Origin of the sequence: Chryseobacterium sp. JM1, assembly GCF_000737715.1 — a bacterium.
Taxonomy (GTDB): Bacteria; Bacteroidota; Bacteroidia; order Flavobacteriales; family Weeksellaceae; genus Chryseobacterium.
In genome coordinates this window covers 315,843-335,261 of the sequence record NZ_JPRN01000002.1, presented here as the reverse complement: position 1 = coordinate 335,261, position 19,419 = coordinate 315,843, and the positions used below count along the sequence as shown (strand labels likewise).

The 19,419-nt window shown below is 37.7% G+C and carries 20 protein-coding genes; 11 read left to right on the top strand and 9 right to left on the bottom strand.

Annotation, left to right across the window (positions count from 1 at the left end; all coding sequences use genetic code 11):
* Positions 1-138: 138 nt before the first annotated feature.
* From IW22_RS03700 to IW22_RS03680, 5 genes are all read left to right on the top strand, one after another.
* Positions 139-1,110, top strand: a complete 972-nt coding sequence (locus tag IW22_RS03700) for an ion channel (protein ID WP_034724225.1) — start codon at positions 139-141, stop codon at positions 1,108-1,110.
* A complete protein-coding gene (locus IW22_RS03695) occupies positions 1,111-1,599 on the top strand; it encodes a YkgJ family cysteine cluster protein (protein ID WP_034724223.1) in 489 nt (162 codons plus the stop codon).
* A gap of 115 nt (positions 1,600-1,714) precedes the next feature.
* The gene (locus tag IW22_RS03690) at positions 1,715-2,050 is read left to right on the top strand and encodes a hypothetical protein (RefSeq protein WP_034724221.1); all 336 of its coding nucleotides are present in this window, start codon (positions 1,715-1,717) and stop codon (positions 2,048-2,050) included.
* Positions 2,051-2,201: 151 nt separating this feature from the next.
* Positions 2,202-2,942 carry a LytTR family DNA-binding domain-containing protein gene (locus IW22_RS03685; RefSeq protein ID WP_034724220.1) on the top strand — a complete coding sequence of 247 codons (741 nt, stop codon included), beginning with the start codon at positions 2,202-2,204 and terminating at the stop codon, positions 2,940-2,942.
* Positions 2,943-3,045: 103 nt separating this feature from the next.
* Positions 3,046-4,566, top strand: a complete 1,521-nt coding sequence (locus IW22_RS03680) for an amidohydrolase family protein (protein ID WP_131401682.1) — start codon at positions 3,046-3,048, stop codon at positions 4,564-4,566.
* 420 nt (positions 4,567-4,986) lie between these two features.
* Here the strand turns inward: IW22_RS03680 and gdhA are convergent, their stop codons facing one another.
* From gdhA to IW22_RS03660, 3 genes are all read right to left on the bottom strand, one after another.
* Positions 4,987-6,345 carry an NADP-specific glutamate dehydrogenase gene (gene gdhA / locus IW22_RS03670; protein WP_034724216.1) on the bottom strand — a complete coding sequence of 453 codons (1,359 nt, stop codon included), beginning with the start codon at positions 6,343-6,345 and terminating at the stop codon, positions 4,987-4,989.
* A gap of 190 nt (positions 6,346-6,535) precedes the next feature.
* Positions 6,536-7,645, bottom strand: coding sequence for a DNA-processing protein DprA (gene dprA, locus IW22_RS03665; protein WP_034724215.1), 1,110 nt, complete (start codon positions 7,643-7,645; stop codon positions 6,536-6,538).
* Between the two features lie 131 nt (positions 7,646-7,776).
* A complete protein-coding gene (locus tag IW22_RS03660) occupies positions 7,777-8,544 on the bottom strand; it encodes a rhomboid family intramembrane serine protease (protein WP_034724213.1) in 768 nt (255 codons plus the stop codon).
* A gap of 256 nt (positions 8,545-8,800) precedes the next feature.
* Between IW22_RS03660 and IW22_RS03655 the strand changes: the two genes are divergently transcribed.
* Positions 8,801-9,727 carry a DUF3078 domain-containing protein gene (locus IW22_RS03655; protein WP_034724211.1) on the top strand — a complete coding sequence of 309 codons (927 nt, stop codon included), beginning with the start codon at positions 8,801-8,803 and terminating at the stop codon, positions 9,725-9,727.
* A gap of 237 nt (positions 9,728-9,964) precedes the next feature.
* Complete coding sequence (locus tag IW22_RS03650; protein WP_034724210.1) at positions 9,965-10,885, top strand: DUF3078 domain-containing protein; 921 nt, start codon at positions 9,965-9,967, stop codon at positions 10,883-10,885.
* Positions 10,886-11,059: 174 nt separating this feature from the next.
* On the opposite strand, the gene sufD is transcribed toward IW22_RS03650, so the two are convergent.
* The 5 genes from sufD to IW22_RS03625 form a co-directional block, all read right to left on the bottom strand.
* Positions 11,060-12,367: a Fe-S cluster assembly protein SufD gene (gene sufD, locus IW22_RS03645; protein WP_185113573.1), complete on the bottom strand. Its 1,308-nt coding sequence runs from the start codon at positions 12,365-12,367 to the stop codon at positions 11,060-11,062.
* Positions 12,368-12,483: 116 nt separating this feature from the next.
* Entirely contained in the window at positions 12,484-13,227 is a 744-nt protein-coding gene (gene sufC, locus IW22_RS03640; protein ID WP_034724209.1) for a Fe-S cluster assembly ATPase SufC, read from the bottom strand.
* A 229-nt stretch (positions 13,228-13,456) separates the two neighbouring features.
* Positions 13,457-13,861 (bottom strand): GxxExxY protein, encoded by a 405-nt coding sequence (locus tag IW22_RS03635; protein WP_034724207.1) that lies wholly within the window; start codon positions 13,859-13,861, stop codon positions 13,457-13,459.
* A gap of 97 nt (positions 13,862-13,958) precedes the next feature.
* Positions 13,959-15,407: a Fe-S cluster assembly protein SufB gene (gene sufB, locus IW22_RS03630; protein ID WP_034724205.1), complete on the bottom strand. Its 1,449-nt coding sequence runs from the start codon at positions 15,405-15,407 to the stop codon at positions 13,959-13,961.
* 72 nt (positions 15,408-15,479) lie between these two features.
* Positions 15,480-15,809 (bottom strand): HesB/IscA family protein, encoded by a 330-nt coding sequence (locus tag IW22_RS03625; protein WP_034724203.1) that lies wholly within the window; start codon positions 15,807-15,809, stop codon positions 15,480-15,482.
* A 214-nt stretch (positions 15,810-16,023) separates the two neighbouring features.
* Here IW22_RS03625 and IW22_RS23500 point away from each other — a divergent pair, with 214 nt between their 5' ends.
* Both IW22_RS23500 and IW22_RS03615 read left to right on the top strand, forming a co-directional pair.
* Positions 16,024-16,938 (top strand): GLPGLI family protein, encoded by a 915-nt coding sequence (locus IW22_RS23500; RefSeq protein ID WP_081873883.1) that lies wholly within the window; start codon positions 16,024-16,026, stop codon positions 16,936-16,938.
* A gap of 9 nt (positions 16,939-16,947) precedes the next feature.
* Positions 16,948-17,784, top strand: coding sequence for a GLPGLI family protein (locus IW22_RS03615; protein WP_034724202.1), 837 nt, complete (start codon positions 16,948-16,950; stop codon positions 17,782-17,784).
* 52 nt (positions 17,785-17,836) lie between these two features.
* Here the strand turns inward: IW22_RS03615 and IW22_RS03610 are convergent, their stop codons facing one another.
* Complete coding sequence (locus IW22_RS03610) at positions 17,837-18,694, bottom strand: neutral zinc metallopeptidase (protein WP_034724201.1); 858 nt, start codon at positions 18,692-18,694, stop codon at positions 17,837-17,839.
* A gap of 76 nt (positions 18,695-18,770) precedes the next feature.
* Here IW22_RS03610 and IW22_RS03605 point away from each other — a divergent pair, with 76 nt between their 5' ends.
* Positions 18,771-19,091 (top strand): hypothetical protein, encoded by a 321-nt coding sequence (locus IW22_RS03605; RefSeq protein WP_131401681.1) that lies wholly within the window; start codon positions 18,771-18,773, stop codon positions 19,089-19,091.
* Positions 19,091-19,417, top strand: coding sequence for a hypothetical protein (locus IW22_RS03600; RefSeq protein ID WP_034724199.1), 327 nt, complete (start codon positions 19,091-19,093; stop codon positions 19,415-19,417). The genes IW22_RS03605 and IW22_RS03600 overlap by 1 nt, the downstream gene beginning before the upstream one ends.
* The last annotated feature ends 2 nt before the right edge of the window (positions 19,418-19,419 follow it).

Here is a 19,419-nt window from a genome sequence, read left to right as displayed (position 1 = left end):
CAAAATCAAATGAGAAACTGAATTGGCTGCTTGATAAATTTCATGAAAACAATATTTTATCTTTGCATTGGGAATGATGAAATAAGAGATTGGAAAATCATTTTATTCGCTTACTTTTAAAAGATAAACAGTATAAAAATGGCAAGAGGCTTCGGACAGAAGATCCGTCAGAAAAACACCGAAAACAGTGGTTTTGGAAGCAATGCATCCGGAAGGTTCATCAACAAAGACGGACTTCCGAATGTAAAGCGGAGAGGCGTGAATGTATTCAACAGGCTAAGCTGGTACCACACCATGCTGAACCTTTCGACTTTCCGGTTCCTTTCGTATCTGGTGGTTGCCTATATTCTGATCAACCTCGTATTCGCAATGATTTATTATCTGATAGGCGTAGAGCACCTTACCGGGATTGATAAAAGCGATCCGCTGAACGAGTTCATCGATGTGTTTTTCTTCAGTTCGCAGACCTTTACTACTGTGGGTTACGGGAGAATTGCGCCTGTAGGATTTATGGCAAGTCTTGTAGCTACTTTTGAGGCTTTTCTGGGATTGCTTACCTTTGCCATCGCAACCGGACTTTTTTACGGAAGATTTTCAAGACCGAGAGCTTATCTGAGATTTTCGGATATCGCTGTGATTGCTCCGTTTAAACATTCACGGGCTTTGATGTTCAGACTGGCACCTTTTAAAAATAATGCTTTAACGGATGCGGATGTGATTGTTTCTACAGCGATTGAAGTGATTGAGAATGGAGTTCCGAAAAGTAATTTTTACTCTTTAAAGACCCATTTAAGCAAGATTAATACATTGGCACTGAACTGGACGGTTGTTCACGAAATCAAGGAAGATTCGCCTTTCTATGGCTTTTCTGAGGATGATTTTAAGAATACGGATATTGAGATTATTGTTCAGGTGCGTGCATTTGACGAAGTCTTTTCCAATACGGTGGTTCAGAGGTCTTCCTATGTCTCGGCAGAAATTGTGTACGGAGCTAAATTTACTCCGATGTATTATCCCGACCAGCATGACCTGACCACAATACTGGATCTGGATAAAATTAACGACTATCAAAAAACAGATCTTCCGGCTACGGCTGGAAATAACGAATAAATGAATTTAGACCTCTATAAAAAGCAGGCTTTACAGAAGCAGAAGGAACACAAAAAGTTTCTGGACGGATTGAAAAAGAAGCCGCCCAAAAACCTCGATTATATCGTTCAGGAAACCCATGATGAAGTTTTTGATGAAGTAGACTGCCTTCAGTGCGCCAACTGCTGCAAAACCACCGGACCTTTATATACCGAAAAAGACATCGAGCGTATTTCAAAACATCTGCGGATGAAGCAGGCCGATTTTGAAGCTAAATTTTTAAGGGTAGATGAAGATAATGACAAGGTCCTTCAGAATCTTCCATGTTATTTCCTGAATAATGACAATACCTGTTCTATTTATGAAGTAAGACCGAAAGCCTGCCGCGAATATCCGCATACGGACCGTAAAAAGATCTACCAGATCAATGATCTGATGCTTAAAAACACCGTTATCTGCCCAGCTGCATTTGAATTCGTGGAAAAGATGATGAAGAATATTTCGAAATAAATCAGAGTTTGTAAAATCTCTTAAATAATGATAAAGTACGTTAAATAAGACTATTACGCATAATTTAATATCATATGAGTCGTTTAATTTAAACAACCATTTAAAATATTGTATTATGAAAAAGTTAGTTTTAACAGCAGCGTTTACTTTAGTCGGCGTAATCGCAGTATCGGCTCAGACCCAGACACAACAGCAGAAGCCAGCCGAGACGCCTAATAATCAGACCACTCAAACTAAACAACAGACTACACCGGCAACTTCTACCCAAAAACAAAATACTCCGGCAACGACGACCACCTCAACTGCTACAGTAGATGCAGCAGCCACTCCGGCTACAACAGTTGATGCTGCGGCGACCGTAAATGCGGAGGCAGCTACAGATGCTACGAAACCATCAGAGGTAACAAAAGCAGAGAAAAAAGCTAAGAAAAAAGCAAAGTCATCTAAGTAAATACTGAGCAAAGTAGAAAGGTAATCCTGAGACATCATGTTTCAGGATTTTTTTTGTTACCCATTCTTTGAATAATCAACCCGTTCATTATTTACGTATATTTCGGGCGTAAATATAGATCCGGATCACCCGGGCCAAGCTGATTTATTCAATGAAAAGATTAAACCCTTCCGTTAAGCATCATGTACTGATAGGAGTTCTCCTTAGTATATGGCTTTTCATTTTTGCTTTTTTTATAAGACCGTTTGACGACGGAACCATTAGTTTTAAAGTATGGATCATTATCAGTATTGGATTTAGCTTCATTGCATTTCTGTGTTATGGAGTTATTGCTTTCCTGCAGAAATGGGTGTACAGGAAACTGGCAAGATGGAACATCGGGTTTGAATTACTAAGCATCATTTTTTTTCAGTTTCTTTTTTGGATAGGCACCTATTGTTTTTATAAGAGCCCTGTTTTGAATGGAGGATATGGTTTTTTTAAGTTTTTAGAGACCATCATTCTTAAATCAGCCTTGATTTCAACACCCATCATCGTTTTGGCAAGGATCTATGTTGTTTCATTAATACCTGCACCGGATGACATCATCATTATCAGGGGAGACAATAAGCTGGATATTTTAAAAATTAAAAAAGATGAGCTGATTTGTGTTTCCAATGCTCAAAATTATGTTGAGATTTTCTTTGTAGAGGGAAATGAATTAAAGGTAAAACTCATTCGCAGTACGCTTAAAAAGATTCAGAATGATTTTGATTTTTTGATTCAGATTCATCGTTCACATCTCATTAATCCTTCTCATTTTAAAGCCTGGAAAAATTCGGATACCATTTCGCTTACCCAAATTGAACTTCCCGTTTCTAAAAATTACAGAGAACAGTTGTTGTCCTTATAATTTCCGTACCTAAAACCGCGTATTTCATCCCTAATCCCTCATATCACCTTGTTGAAGAGTGTTTTTGTTTTTATTTTGCCTTCAGAATAAGAATAGATATTATATGAAAAAGCTTTGGATTAGGAGAGTTTTATGGTCATCTGCAATAGGATTGTGTATGATGGGCTGTGTTTTTTTATGGGCAGATCATGAACTCAATAAAGTACTGGGGAAATCTACCCGGGTTGTTGATTTTTCTTCATTTACTAAATCAGCACCATTAGTTCAGATAAGAAATGTTAATGTCCTTTCAGAAGATTGCACTCATTTTATTGCAAATCAAAACGTCCTTGTGAAAGACGGACTCATTCTTCAGATTGACACCAATCAGCAGGTAAATAAAGACGCTACTATCATTGACGGTACAGGAAAGTATCTTATTCCGGGTCTTACAGACAGCCATGTTCATGTGAAAGAAAGTAAGAATGATTTGTTTTTATATCTGGCAAATGGGGTTACCTACATCAGGGAAATGGGTGGGCGGTCGGATATTTTAGAATGGAGGAAATCAATACGGAAAAGCGGTTTGGGACCGAGGATGTTTGTTGCTTCGCCACCTGTATATAGTGAGGCTGGTCTGGCGGGTTATTATTATGGATGGACAAGACAGTCCGTCAATTATTCCAATAAAAAGGATGCGGACAAAGCCATAAAGAAAATAAAAGAGCAGGGCTACGATGCTATCAAAATGTACGGTTTTGTCAATCCGGAAATGTTTAAAACAACACTACAGATTGCTAAAGAAAATAAAATACCGGTTATTGGGCACATCCCGTTGGTGAATTTAGAAACCTTTTATCCCTCAGGACAGAAGGAAATTGCTCATATTGAGGAAATAACCGTTAAAACTATTGATGAATTCGGAAAATCAATTTCTAAAAATCCCGAGGAATATCTCCGTTTCCTGAAAATACGGTCAGATCAGATCGCGAAAAAACTAAAAGAAAATAAAGTAAGTGTTACTTCAACCGTATGGTTATGCGAAAGCTTTTTAGCCCAGCGGTTTGACTTAAAATCTAAGCTTAAAGCAATAGAATTAAAATATGCTAATCCCAAAATTATTGAAGGCACACCGTTGTACAAAATGGGCTGGTTACCCGGTAAAAATGGCTATGAATATGATGGAAAAGATACACCTGAAGCCAAAAAATTATCGCTGACATTTTGGAAGACCTACGCGGAAGCGATTCATATCATGACCAAAGCATTGGTAGATCATCATGTCCCTGTTATGGCTGGAACAGATGCTAATGTTGCTGCGGTTGTTCCTGGGTTTGCTCTTCACGATGAATTGGAATCTTTATCTCAATCCGGAATGACCAATTCACAGGCTATTTATTCTGCCACAGTGGAGCCGGGTCTATGGATGAAAAGCAAGACAGGGAAGATCAAAACTGGATATCATTCAGATATGGTGCTGCTTGCTAAAAATCCATTGGAAGATATCAGGAATACAAAGACTATTGAGTATGTTTTTTTTAACAGTCATATCATAAGCAAAACTCAAATTAAAATGCTCTTGAAAAGCATTGAGAATGCCAATAATGAAAACAGGAATATAGAAATTGGTGAATACCTGAAGTGAAAATACGGATCAGTCTCAAAAATTGGGGCGTACAATAAATACACTCAAACTTATAATGATCTGTTTAAAATTGATCTTAATTTTCTTAACCTCAATAAACTTTAGTTTATTTCTTAATTTAAACATTAAGGATTTAAGCTGTATGCTTATTGTTATGAATGAAGAATCAATAAATTGATTTTTTAAGTTCTTTAAGTATTCCATCTTTTAAGATCTTAATGTCTTAATGTTTAAAAAAAGCTTGCTTCCCAAGTTTTGAGATTAAGTTGAAGATACCGGTTAATTTTTTTCAGTTGATACAATAAAAAAAGCGCTGTAACATGTACAGCGCTTTCTTCTTTCACTTTTTACTTTTTTCCCATTATCCCGGGAACAGGCTGTATCAAAAAAGGCTGGGAATTTACCCAACCTTTATTTATTTTATACCACTCCCTGAGCCAGCATTGCTTCCGCAACTTTCACGAAGCCGGCAATGTTTGCCCCTTTCACGTAGTTTACGTAGCCATCTTCATCTTTTCCGTAGTCTCTACAAGCCTTGTGGATTCCGATCATGATTTCTTTCAGTCTTGCGTCAACTTCCTCAGAAGTCCAGTTAAGACGGATAGAGTTCTGCGTCATCTCAAGACCTGAAGTAGCAACACCTCCAGCATTGGAAGCTTTACCAGGCGAGAATAAGATTTTATTGTCTAAGAAATAGTTAATTGCATCTAAAGTAGAAGGCATGTTAGCCGCCTCAGTAACGCAAAGACATCCGTTTCCTACCAAAACTTTAGCATCTTCAAGATCCAGTTCGTTTTGAGTTGCAGATGGGAATGCTACGTCACATTTCACTTCCCAAGGACGTTTTCCAGCGTGGAATTCAGCAGAAGGATATTTTTTAGCATAGTCTTCAGCTCTGTTGTTTCCTGAAGATCTCAATTCTAATAAATAATCAATTTTGTCTCCGCTGATACCGTCTTTATCGTAGATATAACCATCCGGTCCTGAGATGGTCACTACTTTAGCACCAAGCTCTGTCGCCTTTTTGATTACTCCCCAGGCTACGTTTCCGAAACCTGATACACTTACGATTTTATCCTTGAATGTTTCGTTGATCGTCTTAAGCATTTGCTCTGCGAAGTATACCACACCGTATCCTGTAGCTTCAGGACGGATAAGTGAACCACCATAAGCAAGACCTTTTCCGGTAAGTACTCCTGTAAATTCGTTTCTTACTTTTTTGTATTGTCCGAAAAGATATCCGATCTCTCTTGCTCCTACACCGATGTCTCCTGCAGGTACGTCTGTTTCAGGACCGATATGCTTGCATAATTCAGTCATGAATGCCTGGCAGAAACGCATTACTTCCATATCAGATTTTCCTTGCGGATCAAAATCTGAACCTCCTTTACCTCCGCCCATCGGAAGAGTAGTCAATGAGTTTTTAAAAACCTGCTCGAAAGCTAAGAATTTAAGAACTGAAAGGTTTACAGTAGGGTGGAAACGAATTCCTCCTTTGTATGGTCCGATCGCAGAGTTCATCTGGATTCTGAATCCTCTGTTTACCTGGATCTCTCCTTTATCATCAACCCATGGAACTCTGAAAATGATAACTCTTTCAGGTTCAGCCATTCTCTCTAGAAGCTTCATTCCCGTATATTCCTTCTTGGTCATAATAAACGGAATTACAGTCACAGCTACTTCTTTTACGGCTTGTAAAAATTCTGGTTCATTAGGATTTTTTGCTTCAATCTTGGCAATAAACTCCTGGATTTTCTGGTCAATATTATATTGTTCCATATATTAGGGTTGAATATTATTGTCAACAAATTTAATTTTTTTTTCAAGATTCACAATACTCTATTTCAACATTGTTAAAAATTAAATAATAATGTCCCGAAATATTATTAAATTGATAATTAATGAGCAAATTTTGTTGAAAATTAAAAGTTACGTCTCAAATAATGCAATATTAAGAAATCGTTAATTCTCAAATTGCGGTAAATTGCCTCCCGGAAAATGATTTTACTTTCCCCAAAAGCTCCAATTCTAAAATTATAGGAAGAATTTTGTAAGAAGCCATAGAAATCATCTGCGCGAGATCGTCCAGAGATACCTGCGGATGGGCTTTGATCGACTGATAAACGGTTTCCTGACTTTCAGTAAGTTGTAGGTTTAATTCACTATACGGGAACAGTTCTGCTGTTTTCTCTTTGGTAGGGTTAAACCCAAGCGAATTCATAAGATCTTTTATCGTAGAAATGGCGGATGCTTTATTCTGGAAAATCAGCTGATTGCATCCCTGACTATGTGGATCTGTGATTTTTCCCGGCAGGGCAAAAACTTCCCGGTTGTAGTCGTTGGCAAATGAAGCGGTGCTTACAGATCCGCCTCCAAATCCGGTTTCCACGACAATGGTTGAAGGAGAAAGTCCGGCAATAATTCTGTTTCGCTGGATGAAATTTTCACGGTCAGGTTTTCTGGAGGAATTGAATTCTGTGATCAATGCTCCGTTTTCTTCTAAAATTTTTTCAGACAGTTTCTTATTTTTGGAAGGATAAAGCGTGTGAAATCCATGAGCCAGAACAGCTATGGTAGGAATTTGATGTTGAATGGACTGTTCGTGAACTTCTTTATCCACTCCAAGCGCTAATCCGCTGACCGATATGTATTTGTAAGGTTTCGTTGCTTCAAAGAAATCGTTAATGAATTGCTTACCATAAGAAGTCATATTCCGCGTTCCGACAAGACTTATTTTTGGTAAAGACTCCTCAAAATTTCCTTTCTGATAAAGAATAGCGGGTGCATCATCACATTCGTTGAGCAAATAGGGAAGTTCATTAAGGTGTCTCAGCCTGATGGTAATCCTGTTCTTTTCACAGAATTTTATTTCCTTTTCCGCAAATTTCAGATACTCTTCGTTTCCGATATCCGCGACTGTTTTCCGTCCTATGCCATCGGCTTTGCTGTAGTCTTTTCTTGCTTTTTTCCAGGCTTCTTCTGCACTTCCGAAGGTTCTTACAAGTTTGTGAAAATTAATGTCGCCAATCAGGCTGCATTCGCGCAGAGCGATGGCATAGAGGTATTCTTCAGAGATCATTGTGTGTGTTTTCTCCAAATGTAATAAAATAACCCGAGTTGGAGTTGCGTGGTATGAGTTTGAGTGTTTGAGTGTTTGAGTGTTTGAGTGTTTGGTTGCCGGTTCTTTTCATGAAACCTCATCCCGGAACTTTACTTCCTTCTCAACTCCTCCAAATGGTCCCAGATATCATCTCTCTTTTTATAAGGGAGTTCCAGGAAGTCATCAGGATGGTTTTCTTTGTATTCCTGCCACAGTTTATCGTCTTTTTCGCTGTAATAATTTGGAAATTCCCAGATATACTTTTTCTTTCTTTCGCCTACATTTTTAAATGCAAAAGCAATAATACTTCCCACGACAGCTCCGGAAAGGTGAGCCTGCCATGAGATTTTACTCGGTTCCTGAAGATTGTAGAACAGTTCTTCCGGAAACATTCCCCAAATCAAACTGCCATAATACAGAACAACAAGGAGTGAAATGGTGAGCAATTTCATGTTCCATTTGAAAACACCACTGAAGAAGAGGAAGAAGGCAAGAACATACACCACGCCACTGGCCCCAATGGTACAGGTGTACATATAATCTCCGGTGAGAATATCTATAGGAGGCAGCATCCAGACCAAAAGACCTGTTGCAAGCCAGCCGATGATAAACACTTTATTGGCAACCAAAGGATAGAATTGATACAAAAGAAAGAGAAGGATCGCTACCGGAATAGAGTTCCCCATAATATGATCAATATTTCCATGCAGAAGAGGAGCTGTGATGATTCCCAGCAAGCCTTCCGGCAATAGAGGTATAATGGCCCCAAAACAGCTTTGGAAAAAGCCCTGCATCTGCAGAAAGTAGCCGAACCACATAGCAGAAAGCATCAGCAGTGGGGTGATAACAGCCCTTTTGGAAATTATATTTTTAAACATGTGGAGGGTACGTCAAATCAAAAGCCAATGATAAATTTCGGAAAATTTGGCGATGTATGGTGTGGAGATCTGTTATTTTCAGACAAAAGGTTTCAATTTTAACATGCGATGTTTAATATTTTGACATTGAACGTATTAAACTGGCCTGTTTTTGGTTGCATGAAGAGAATTTAGCGTGTTTAAGGCATTTTATGACCTAAGATTTGCTTTAAAAAAAATTATATTAATATTTTTGTAATGAAAATCATGTAAAATAATGAAGAAGTTTTTATTGATTCTTTCCTTTTCTATAGGGATTTATGCAAGTGCACAAGAAGAATTGAAAAAAGATTCAGTAGTCGTAGATACGGTAAAATACTGGTCGGTATTGGGAAAACACACTTTAATGATCAATCAGGCGGCCTTTTCAAACTGGGTCGGTGGGGGAGCCAACAATGTAGGGTGGCTTGCCGGGGTGAATTACAACCTTACCTATGAAAAAGACAATGACCTCTGGGAGAACATTATTGTCCTGGATTACGGGCAGAATGACACCAAAGGTCTTGGTATAAGGAAAACACAGGATGTTATCAATGTTTCCACCAATTACGGGCGTAAATTTTCCAAAAGCTGGTATTTCTCACTGGGAGCAGGTTTGCAGTCGCAGTTTGCACCCGGATATGAGGACGGAAATAATCCTGCAGCCAAAAAGATCTCTAATTTCATGGCTCCTGGTTACCTCAACCTCGGTATGGGTATCACGTACAGGCCGAATGATAATCTGACAGTAACACTGCGTCCTACCAACGGCAGATGGACTTTTGTCTTGGATAAAGAACTTCAGTTTGCAGGAAGTTACGGTCTGAAAAATGATGGTGACACTTCGCTGTTACAGTTCGGTTTCCTTGGGACGGCCCAATACAAAGTAAAATTGATGGATAATGTTCACATCACCAATACCGCTTCTGTATTTTCCAATTATCTGGATCACCCGGAAAGACTGGTGCTGGCTTATGGAGCATTGATCAACTTTAAAGTAAATAAATTCATTTCATCCAATATTACGGTAGATCTTCTGTATGATCATAATCAGATCCAGAAGACCCAGCTAAAACAGACGCTTGGGATCGGATTTGCCTATACACTGAATAATGGGGTGAAGCGCTCTGACCGTAAAGACAGCCAGTGGTGGATTAAAAAATAAAGATTCAATTTTAATAACAATATACAATCACTTCAGTCTGGAGTGATTTTTTTATTAGACCTAATTCAAATAAATATTTTAAGCAGAATTGTTTTATTTAACGATTTTTATTCTATGATTTTAGTGAATTAAGCTACTGTTTAATACATTAAATAATAATTAATATATATCATAAATGAGTGATTAGTTTTTTACCAAAAAATATATGTATATTTTTGTAACGAAAAATCCTTACTTATGAAAAAACTTTTATTTGCCCTTTCCATCTCTATGGGAGTAAGCACAATGGCTCAGGAGGCCAAATCCGATGCTGCCACAACTGATACTGTAAAAGCCTGGTCTATTCAGGGACAGAATACATTAATGCTCAATCAGGCTGCGTTCTCGAACTGGGTTGGTGGTGGAGCTAACAATGTGGGGTGGCTTGCCGGAGTGAATTACAATCTTACCTATGAAAAAGGGAAGGACCTTTGGGAAAACATTATTATTTTAGGTTACGGACAGAATAATACCAAAGGCATCGGAACCAGAAAAACTCAGGATGTGATCAACATTTCTACCAACTACGGGCGTGAATTTGCCAAGAACTGGTATCTATCAGGAGGTATAGGTCTTATAAGCCAGTTTGCAGGAGGTTATGAGGATGGCAATAATCCTGATGCCAAGAAGATTTCCAATTTTATGGCTCCGGGATATCTTAATGTAGGGGTGGGGGTTACGTATCGTCCTAATGACAATTTTACAGCGACACTCCGTCCGGCCAATGCCAGAGTAACTTTTGTTCTGGATGAAGCTCTTCAGACGGCAGGAACTTATGGCCTGAAAAATAATGGTGATTCCTCTCTGTTCCAGTTCGGTTTCCTGGGAACGGCTATATACAAAGTCAAGATCATGGATAACATCAACCTGACGAATACGGCTTCCGTATTTTCAAACTATCTTGATAAACCGGACCACCTGGTGCTTGGATACAGCGGAATTCTTAATATGAAGATCAATAAGTTTATCTCAACAAATATTACACTGGATCTGATGTATGATCACAACCAGATTCAGAAAACACAGCTTAAACAGACTCTTGGAGTAGGCTTCGCTTATAATATCGATAACGGTAAGAAGCGTTCAGATAAGAAAGAGAATCAGTCCTGGTTGAAATAGTTATAAGGCAGGAAGCTGGAAGAGGGAGGCTTGAAGTTACTATTAGGCTTTAATAAAGGAATTACATCTTTAAAAGAATAAAAAGCTCAGATTCGACTAATAATTTCCATCTTACTTAAAATAAAAAAGCACTTCAGGAAGAAGTGCTTTTTTTGGTATCAATTTATATTAGTCTTAAAATTCTAAATCCACCTGTAGCTTTTCAGCTAAAAGTTTCGAAATTTTTTCTTTAAGCGGTTCAATATCGATGTTCTGCATCGCATCATTAGCAAAAGCATATAAAAGCAAAGCCTGAGCTTTTTTCTTAGAAATACCTCTTGCTCTTAAATAAAACAGCGCATCTTCATTCAGCTGACCTACGGTACAGCCGTGAGAACATTTTACGTCATCAGCGAAGATCTCCAACTGAGGTTTAGTGTCAATGCTGGCACCCTCACTTAGTAATACGTTGTTGTTCTGCTGGTAAGCATTGGTTTTCTGAGCAATTTTATCCACGAAAACCTTCCCGTTGAAAACACCGTGGGCATTTCCATCGAAAATACCTTTATAGTTCTGGTAGCTTTCACAATGCGGGAAATTGTGGTGAACAGCCGTGTGGTGGTCTACCAGCTGATCTTTTCCAATAATTGTGATCCCGTTCATAAACGAATTGATATTGCTTCCGTTATGAATGAAGTCCAGGTTGTTTCTTACCAGTTTTCCTCCGAAAGAGAAGGTGTTTACAGTCGTTAAGCTGTCTTTTTCCTGTCTTGCGAATGTACTGTCGATAAGATACGAAGTATTGTTGTCGTTCTGAAGTTTATGCCAGTCTGCTTTTGCATTCGGATACGTAAAGATCTCCGTTACAGAATTCGTCAGCACATACGTACTGTCGAAATTGTGGTGACTTTCTATAACCTCTACTTTTGCTCCTTCTTCTACAATCAGTAAATTTCTTGTATTGTAGAATGTGTTTTCTTCCTGATTCTGAGAGATATAAAAAACGTGAATCGGTTTTTCGATTACTACATTTTTAGGAACTTTCAGAAAGAAACCGTATTTGCAGTAAGCAAGGTTTAAGTTCGTGAAAGCCGTATCTTTAGAAGCAATGGTATTAAAATACTTATCAAATACTTCTTTGTGTTTCTCATCATTCAATGCATAGTTGAATGAAAGAAATTCTACATTTTCAATAGAAACTTTTGAAAGCTCTTTATGAAGCTTACCATTCACAAAAACGATCCAGTCAAAATTTTCTTCCCCTAAGTGCAACTGATCCAGCTGTTCTTTGGTGATATTATGACTTTCTTTCGGGAAAAAATTATAGTTTTTTTCCGTGATTTCTTTGATGCTGGTATATTTATATTCTTCGTCTTTTTTTGTCGGAAAACCTAAGTTTTCGAAATTTTGAAGAGCAGTTCTTCTTTCTTCATCCAGAAATCTGTGACGAAGACTCTCCAAAAATTCACCGTGATTGTCAATAATCTGATCGTATAAAGCCATTACTGATATTTCGGCCATCACACCTTATTTTATATATTTAAAAATAATAATATTTACTGCGGGTTTTCCGCATCTTCAGAAAGGATTGATAACATCCCGTCTGAAATAGTTTCTTCTTAGTTAAGAAGCCAGTCGTACCCTTTTTCTTCCAGTTCTAAGGCAAGAGATTTATCACCGGTTTTGATGATTTTTCCGTTAGCAAGAACGTGAACAAAGTCAGGCTGGATATAGTTAAGCAATCTCTGATAGTGAGTAATCAGAAGTACTGCATTCCCTTCGTTTTTAAAGTGATTCACACCGTCTGCAACAATTCTTAAAGCATCGATATCAAGACCTGAATCTGTTTCATCAAGAATAGCCAGTTTCGGATTAAGCATCATCATCTGGAAGATCTCGTTTCTTTTCTTTTCACCTCCGGAGAATCCTTCGTTCAGTGATCTTGAAAGGAAGTCTTTTTTTATACCTAATTGCTCAGACTTTTCACGGATAAGGGCAAGCATTTCTTTTGCCGGCATTTCCTCAAGTCCGTTTGCTTTTCTCGTTTCGTTTAAAGCAGCTTTAATAAAGTTGGTTACAGAAACTCCCGGAATTTCTATCGGATACTGGAAAGAAAGGAAAATTCCTTTGTGTGCTCTTTCTTCAGGAGCATCTTCACTGATGTTTTCTCCCTGGAAAAGAATTTCTCCGTCCGTTACTTCATAATCTTCTTTTCCTGCAATAACAGAAGAAAGAGTAGATTTTCCAGCTCCGTTCGGTCCCATGATAGCATGAACTTCGCCCGGCTTTATTTCAAGATTAATACCTTTTAAAATTTCTGCGCCGTCTTCAATTTTGGCGTGCAAGTTTTTTATCTCTAACATATATTTTAGTTTATCGCAAGATCAGACTGACATTTTGTCTTTTGTAATCCTAAACCACTAATCACAAATGTTCCGGGGCCCGCGAATGAAATACTATTTTTAATTTATTTTAAACATTAAGAAGTTAAGTTTTTCTTAATGTATTATTTTTTTAAGCAAACCAATACAATTGATTTGAATGAAGGAATTTAAGGTTTGCAAATCTACTTAATTCCACAATGCTTTATTCTTATTCTGCAAGTTTTGTAAAATATTCATTTATTAAAGGAATCATAGATTTGGTAATATTATCCGTATAAAAATTAATTAGAAGACCTTGAGGCTTTTTCAAAATTTTCATATAAGTCATCAATTGAGCCTGATGAACCGGTAATAAACTTTCAACCGTTTTGATTTCTATAATAATTGTGTTATTCACAAGTAGATCAACTTTCAATGGAGTTTCAATCTCAAATTTTCCATAATTGATTTTGGTACTAATTTGCTGATCAACAAAGAATCCCCTTTCTTTTAATTCATATGCCAAACACAGTTCATAAACACTTTCGAGCAGACCTGGTCCCAATTCTTTGTGGACTTTGATTGCACATCCTATGATGTCATAAGAAAGCTGTGTTACTTCTGCTTTGGTCATCTTAATTTTCTTCAAAAAATTGATTTATCAATTCCTTAATTCTTTAACATTAAGATTTTAAGAAAGCAAAATACTTAACTTCTTAATGTTTAAATTATTATCCTACAGAACCCTCAAGAGAGATCTCCAATAATTTTTGAGCTTCAATGGCAAATTCCATCGGAAGTTTATTCAATACTTCTTTACTGAAACCATTCACAATAAGAGCAATTGCTTTTTCTGTATTGATTCCTCTCTGGTTACAGTAGAAGATCTGATCTTCCCCGATTTTTGAAGTCGTTGCTTCATGTTCCAGCTGTGCAGTAGGATCTTTGATTTCAATGTATGGGAATGTATGTGCACCACATTCATTACCCATCAGCAGAGAGTCGCACTGTGAAAAGTTTCTTGCTCCTTTTGCAGAAGGCATTACTTTCACCTGACCTCTATATGAATTCTGAGATTTTCCTGCAGAAATACCTTTTGAAATGATCGTTGATCTTGTATTCTTTCCGATGTGGATCATTTTTGTACCTGTATCAGCATACTGGTGATTGTTGGTCACTGCGATAGAGTAGAACTCTCCGATAGATCCGTCACCTTTTAAGATACAAGAAGGATATTTCCAGGTTACCGCAGAACCTGTTTCCACCTGTGTCCATGAGATTTTTGCTTTCTTTTCACATAATCCTCTTTTGGTTACGAAATTGAAAACGCCTCCTTTTCCTTCTTCATTTCCCGGATACCAGTTTTGAACAGTTGAGTATTTAATCTCAGCGTTGTCCATGGCAATCAGTTCCACAACGGCAGCGTGAAGCTGGTTTTCATCTCTTGAAGGGGCTGTACATCCCTCAAGATAAGACACATAACTTCCTTCATCTGCGATCACAAGCGTTCTTTCAAACTGTCCTGTTCCTGCCTGGTTGATACGGAAATAAGTGGAAAGTTCCATCGGGCATCTTACGCCTTTTGGAATATAGCAGAAACTTCCGTCAGAGAATACTGCGGAATTCAATGCTGAATAAAAATTATCTCCTCTCGGAACTACTTTTCCAAGATATTTTCTTACCAAATCAGGATGGTTTTTAATCGCTTCTGAAATAGAACAGAAAATAATTCCTTTTTCCATTAAGGTATCCTGAAAAGTTGTTTTCACAGAAACAGAATCTATAACGATGTCTACAGCAACTCCTGAAAGTCTTTTCTGTTCTTCGATATTGATACCCAGTTTCGCGAAAGTCTTCAATAATTCAGGGTCTACTTCATCAAGGCTTTCCAGTTCCGGCTTCGATTTTGGCGCAGCATAGTAACGGATAGCTTGAAAATCAGGCTTTTCATATTTAATGTTAGCCCATGTAGGTTCTGTCATTTTCAGCCAGATCCTGAAAGATTCCAAACGCCATTCTGTCATCCATTCAGGCTCTTCTTTTTTAGCAGAGATCGCACGAACGATGTCTTCATTTAAACCGATTGGAAACTCTTCATAATCCAGTTTCGTTTCCCACCCGAATTCATATTTTTTATTTTCTAGATCGACTCTTAAATCGTCTTCAGTATATTTACTCATTGTTTTTTTTGATTTCAGATATCAGACTTCAGATCTCAGAAACAGATCTGACATCTTTATCTAATGTCTTTTCTATAAAGAAAAACTCTCTCCACAACCACACGTTCTGGATGCATTAGGATTGTTGAAAACAAACCCCTTTCCGTTTAATCCTCCTGAATATTCAAGGATTGTTCCTGCTAAATAAAGGATAGACTTTTTCTCAACAATAATTTTCACATCATTGTCTTCGAAAATTTGATCTGTGTCTGTTTTTTGATTGTCAAATCCCAAAACATACTCTAAACCAGAACATCCTCCACTTTTTACCCCTACTCTTATATAATCTTCAGCAGGGTTGAAGCCATCTTCCGACATAAGTTGGATGGCTTTTGCCTTTGCTTGGTCCGATACTTTTATCATTGTATTTATTTAGAATGATTTAATGATGCAAAAATACGAACTAATTTCCGCAATCTCAAATTGAAGATATCTATTTTAATGATTCCGATGTTATTAACGTCATTATCGATATGATTGTGAATGTTAAATTTAGATAAATTCGACCCTGTAAATTCTAAAATTCTGTTTTTGGTTTAACTTTGAGCAGGTTTTAATATCTATAAAAGAAATAATAATGAGAAACAAATTTCTTATTTTTTGTGGATTGTTTTTATTAACAATGTACCATGGGCAGACGATAAGATACATTTATCAGACTTCAGTAAATCCGGATTCTATTAATCTGGTAAGCATGAAAAGTGAAAAAACTTTTTTGGATGTCAGAGGAAATCAGTCTTTATTCATCAGTGAAAATAAATTAATTAAAGATTCTTTATGGAGTGCGAATAAAGGAGAAGAAATAAAAAAAGAAAAAAAAGATATTTCAAAGTCAGGCATAAGAAAACATCCCGAACCTACTTTTTTTGACTATTACATCACTAAAAATATTACTGAGCAGAAAGTTTATTTTTATGACAGAGTACTTGGAAAACAGATTTACTATCAGGAAGACAGGCCTGTGAAGTGGGAAATAACAGATGTTACTGAGCTGCAAAATGGATATAAGGCTCAAAAGGCTCTCACAAATTTTGGCGGTAGAGTTTGGACCGCATGGTTTACAAGAGATATTAATGTTTCAGATGGACCGTATAAATTCTCAGGATTACCCGGGTTGATTGTAAAGCTGGAAGATGATAAAGGAGATTATAAATTTGATCTTGTAAAACAAATGATGATTAAAAATTCTTTTGAAGAATCGGTAGCCTCCGATGCAAGGCAAAGCACAAGAATTAATTTTAATGGAGATAAAGCGGCGGTGGAGCTGGAGTTTTCAAAAAACAGGAGGATGGGAGGTGATGGAATGCAGAATTTTGGTGCCGGCGGAAAACATGGCGGTGGAATGGGCGGAATGAGAGGTGGAAATCGTTCGGGCAGCGGTATGTCACCCGGAGGAATGGATGGGATGGATATGTCCGGACCAGGTTCAGGAATGAGCAGCAATTCTTCTTTTAAAAATGAAGTCAGTCAAAACCCAATTGAATTAAAATAAAATTTAAAAATGAAAAAATTAGGCATTCTTGCTTTAGCGCTGTTGATGCAGCATATTTCCGCACAAAACAACAGGTTTGTGTACCAGGTAACTATGAAACCTGATGCGGAAAATAAAACGGATATTAAAACTGAAAATGCATATTTAGATATTTCCGGTGAAAAGTCTCTTTTTTATTCCGAAAACAGATACAAAAGAGATTCTATCTTACAGAAAGCCTTTCAGGGCGGCGTTGGAAGAGCTTCTATCAATAGAGAACAGATGGAAGGATTGAGAAGCAATATCAATTATTCAGTAGAAAAAGATAAATCCAGCCAGACCATATCGTTTAAAGACAGGATTGGAAGAGATATTTACGTGTACGAGGAAGACCGTCCTCTGAACTGGAAAATGTCTTCTGAAACTACGAAAATAGGAGAGTACAAGGTGCAAAAAGCGACAACGGATTTTGCAGGAAGAAAATGGACCGCATGGTTTACAACAGATCTTCCTTATCAGGATGGACCTTATAAATTTGGCGGACTTCCAGGACTGATCGTCAAAGTAGAAGATGATAAGGGAGAATATTCTTTTGACCTGATGAAGAACTACAAAATTGCAGAACTCGTTACTTTAAACCAGTTTGGGAATACCATAAAAGTAAAAAGAGCTGACTACCTCAAACAGCAGGAGAAATTTAAAAAAGATCCGATGTCATTTATGCAAAGTGGCGGTGGCGGTTTTCCAGCACCTCCAAGAGCAGGTGGTGGTGGCGGAAATCAAAACCCGGCAGATATGAGAAAGAGAATGGAAGAGAGAGCAAAAGAGGAAGCTAAAAGAAACAGCAATCCAATCGAATTACAATAAAAAAATAAACCCTGAAGAACTTCTTCAGGGTTTTTATTTGTTTAGATTACATTTATTTCAAAAGCTGGTTGAATGTATCTCCCTGCTTAATGTCTCCTGTATTATAGCCTTTCAGAAACCATTCCTTACGCTGGGCAGAAGAGCCATGAGTAAAGCTTTCCTGATTAACGTATCCTTGAGATCTTTTCTGGATATTGTCATCACCTACCGCCTGTGCAGCATCTATCGCTGATTCTATATCGCCTGGCTCCAGAATACCTTTTGTATCATTCGTTCGTTTTGCCCAAACGCCGGCATAAAAATCTGCCTGAAGTTCTGTGGCTACAGAAACCCTGTTCATATCTGCTTCTGAATATCTTCCGCTTCTTCTTAAGGCGTCTACTTTCTGTGTAGTTCCCAGAAGGGTCTGTACATGATGCCCTACTTCATGAGCGAGAACATAAGCAACCGTAAATTCTGTTACTTGAGCTCCGAATCTCTGCTGAAGTTCATTGAAAAAGGTCATATCCATGTAGACTTTCTGGTCTGCCGGGCAATAAAATGGTCCCATGGCTGACTGAGCGGTTCCACATCCGGATTGTGTAGTGTCTTCAAAAAGAACAATCTCCGGTTTGGTATAAGTCATTCCATTTTCTTTAAAGATCTGATCCCAGGTAATAATGTTCCATTGACCTATCATACCAACCATTTCTCCAATTTTTTGTTCCTGGGCACTGAGTTCCCGCTTCTGTCCACTTCCGGAAGACTGGACACTACCGGAGTTCAGAATACCTGATGGATCACCTCCTAAAAAGAAAATAATCGCAGCTATAATCAAAGTTCCGAGCCCTCCACCTACAACCATACCTCCGCTGCCACCAGAACCACGGCGGTCATCTACGTTCCCGCCTCTATCGTCTGTCCATTTCATAATAAAAATTTTTGCCTTGTAAATTTAAAATAATATCATTACTAAATTACTACTTTTGTGAAAAATTACTGCCCGCGTGAAAAAAATTAAACTTTGCCTGTTATCAGTTGGGATATTGGCATTTACAGCATGTAAAAAAGAAAAAGAAGACGAAGTAAACAGCGTAGACAAGACGGGTTCTATTGAAACAGAACTTTCCGTTGAACATATTAATAATGCTGATATTCTTATTACCAAACACAGGATATGGAAGGATAAACAGTTATTTAAAGAAATTATAAAAAAAGACACGATTCCAAGTCTTGGAGATACTCTTGTAGGAGGCGAAGACAATGATGGCAACGATCATATTGCCAAAACGAAAAAAGACTATCAATTTTTTATAACGGTTCAATAATGAAAAAGTCCAGTTCTATCAAATTACTTTTCGTTACAAGTATATTGGCTGCCTGTTCTCAGGAAAAACCTAAAGATAAAGGAGAAAAGAAAGTCTACATGAGATCTGATACTACAGCTTCTTATTCCAGATCACATGGTTTTATGACCGGGATTCTTCTGTATCATGCCTTCAGACCGTATGGAGCCTACAGTTACGGATCTTATCAGAAGGCTGGCTATTACAGTGATGCGATAAGCACCAAGTCCAATGTCGGAAGAAATAATTACAAAGGAAATGTAGTAAGAGGCCAGTTGGGAAGAAGCGGTTTCAGTGCATCATCATAAAC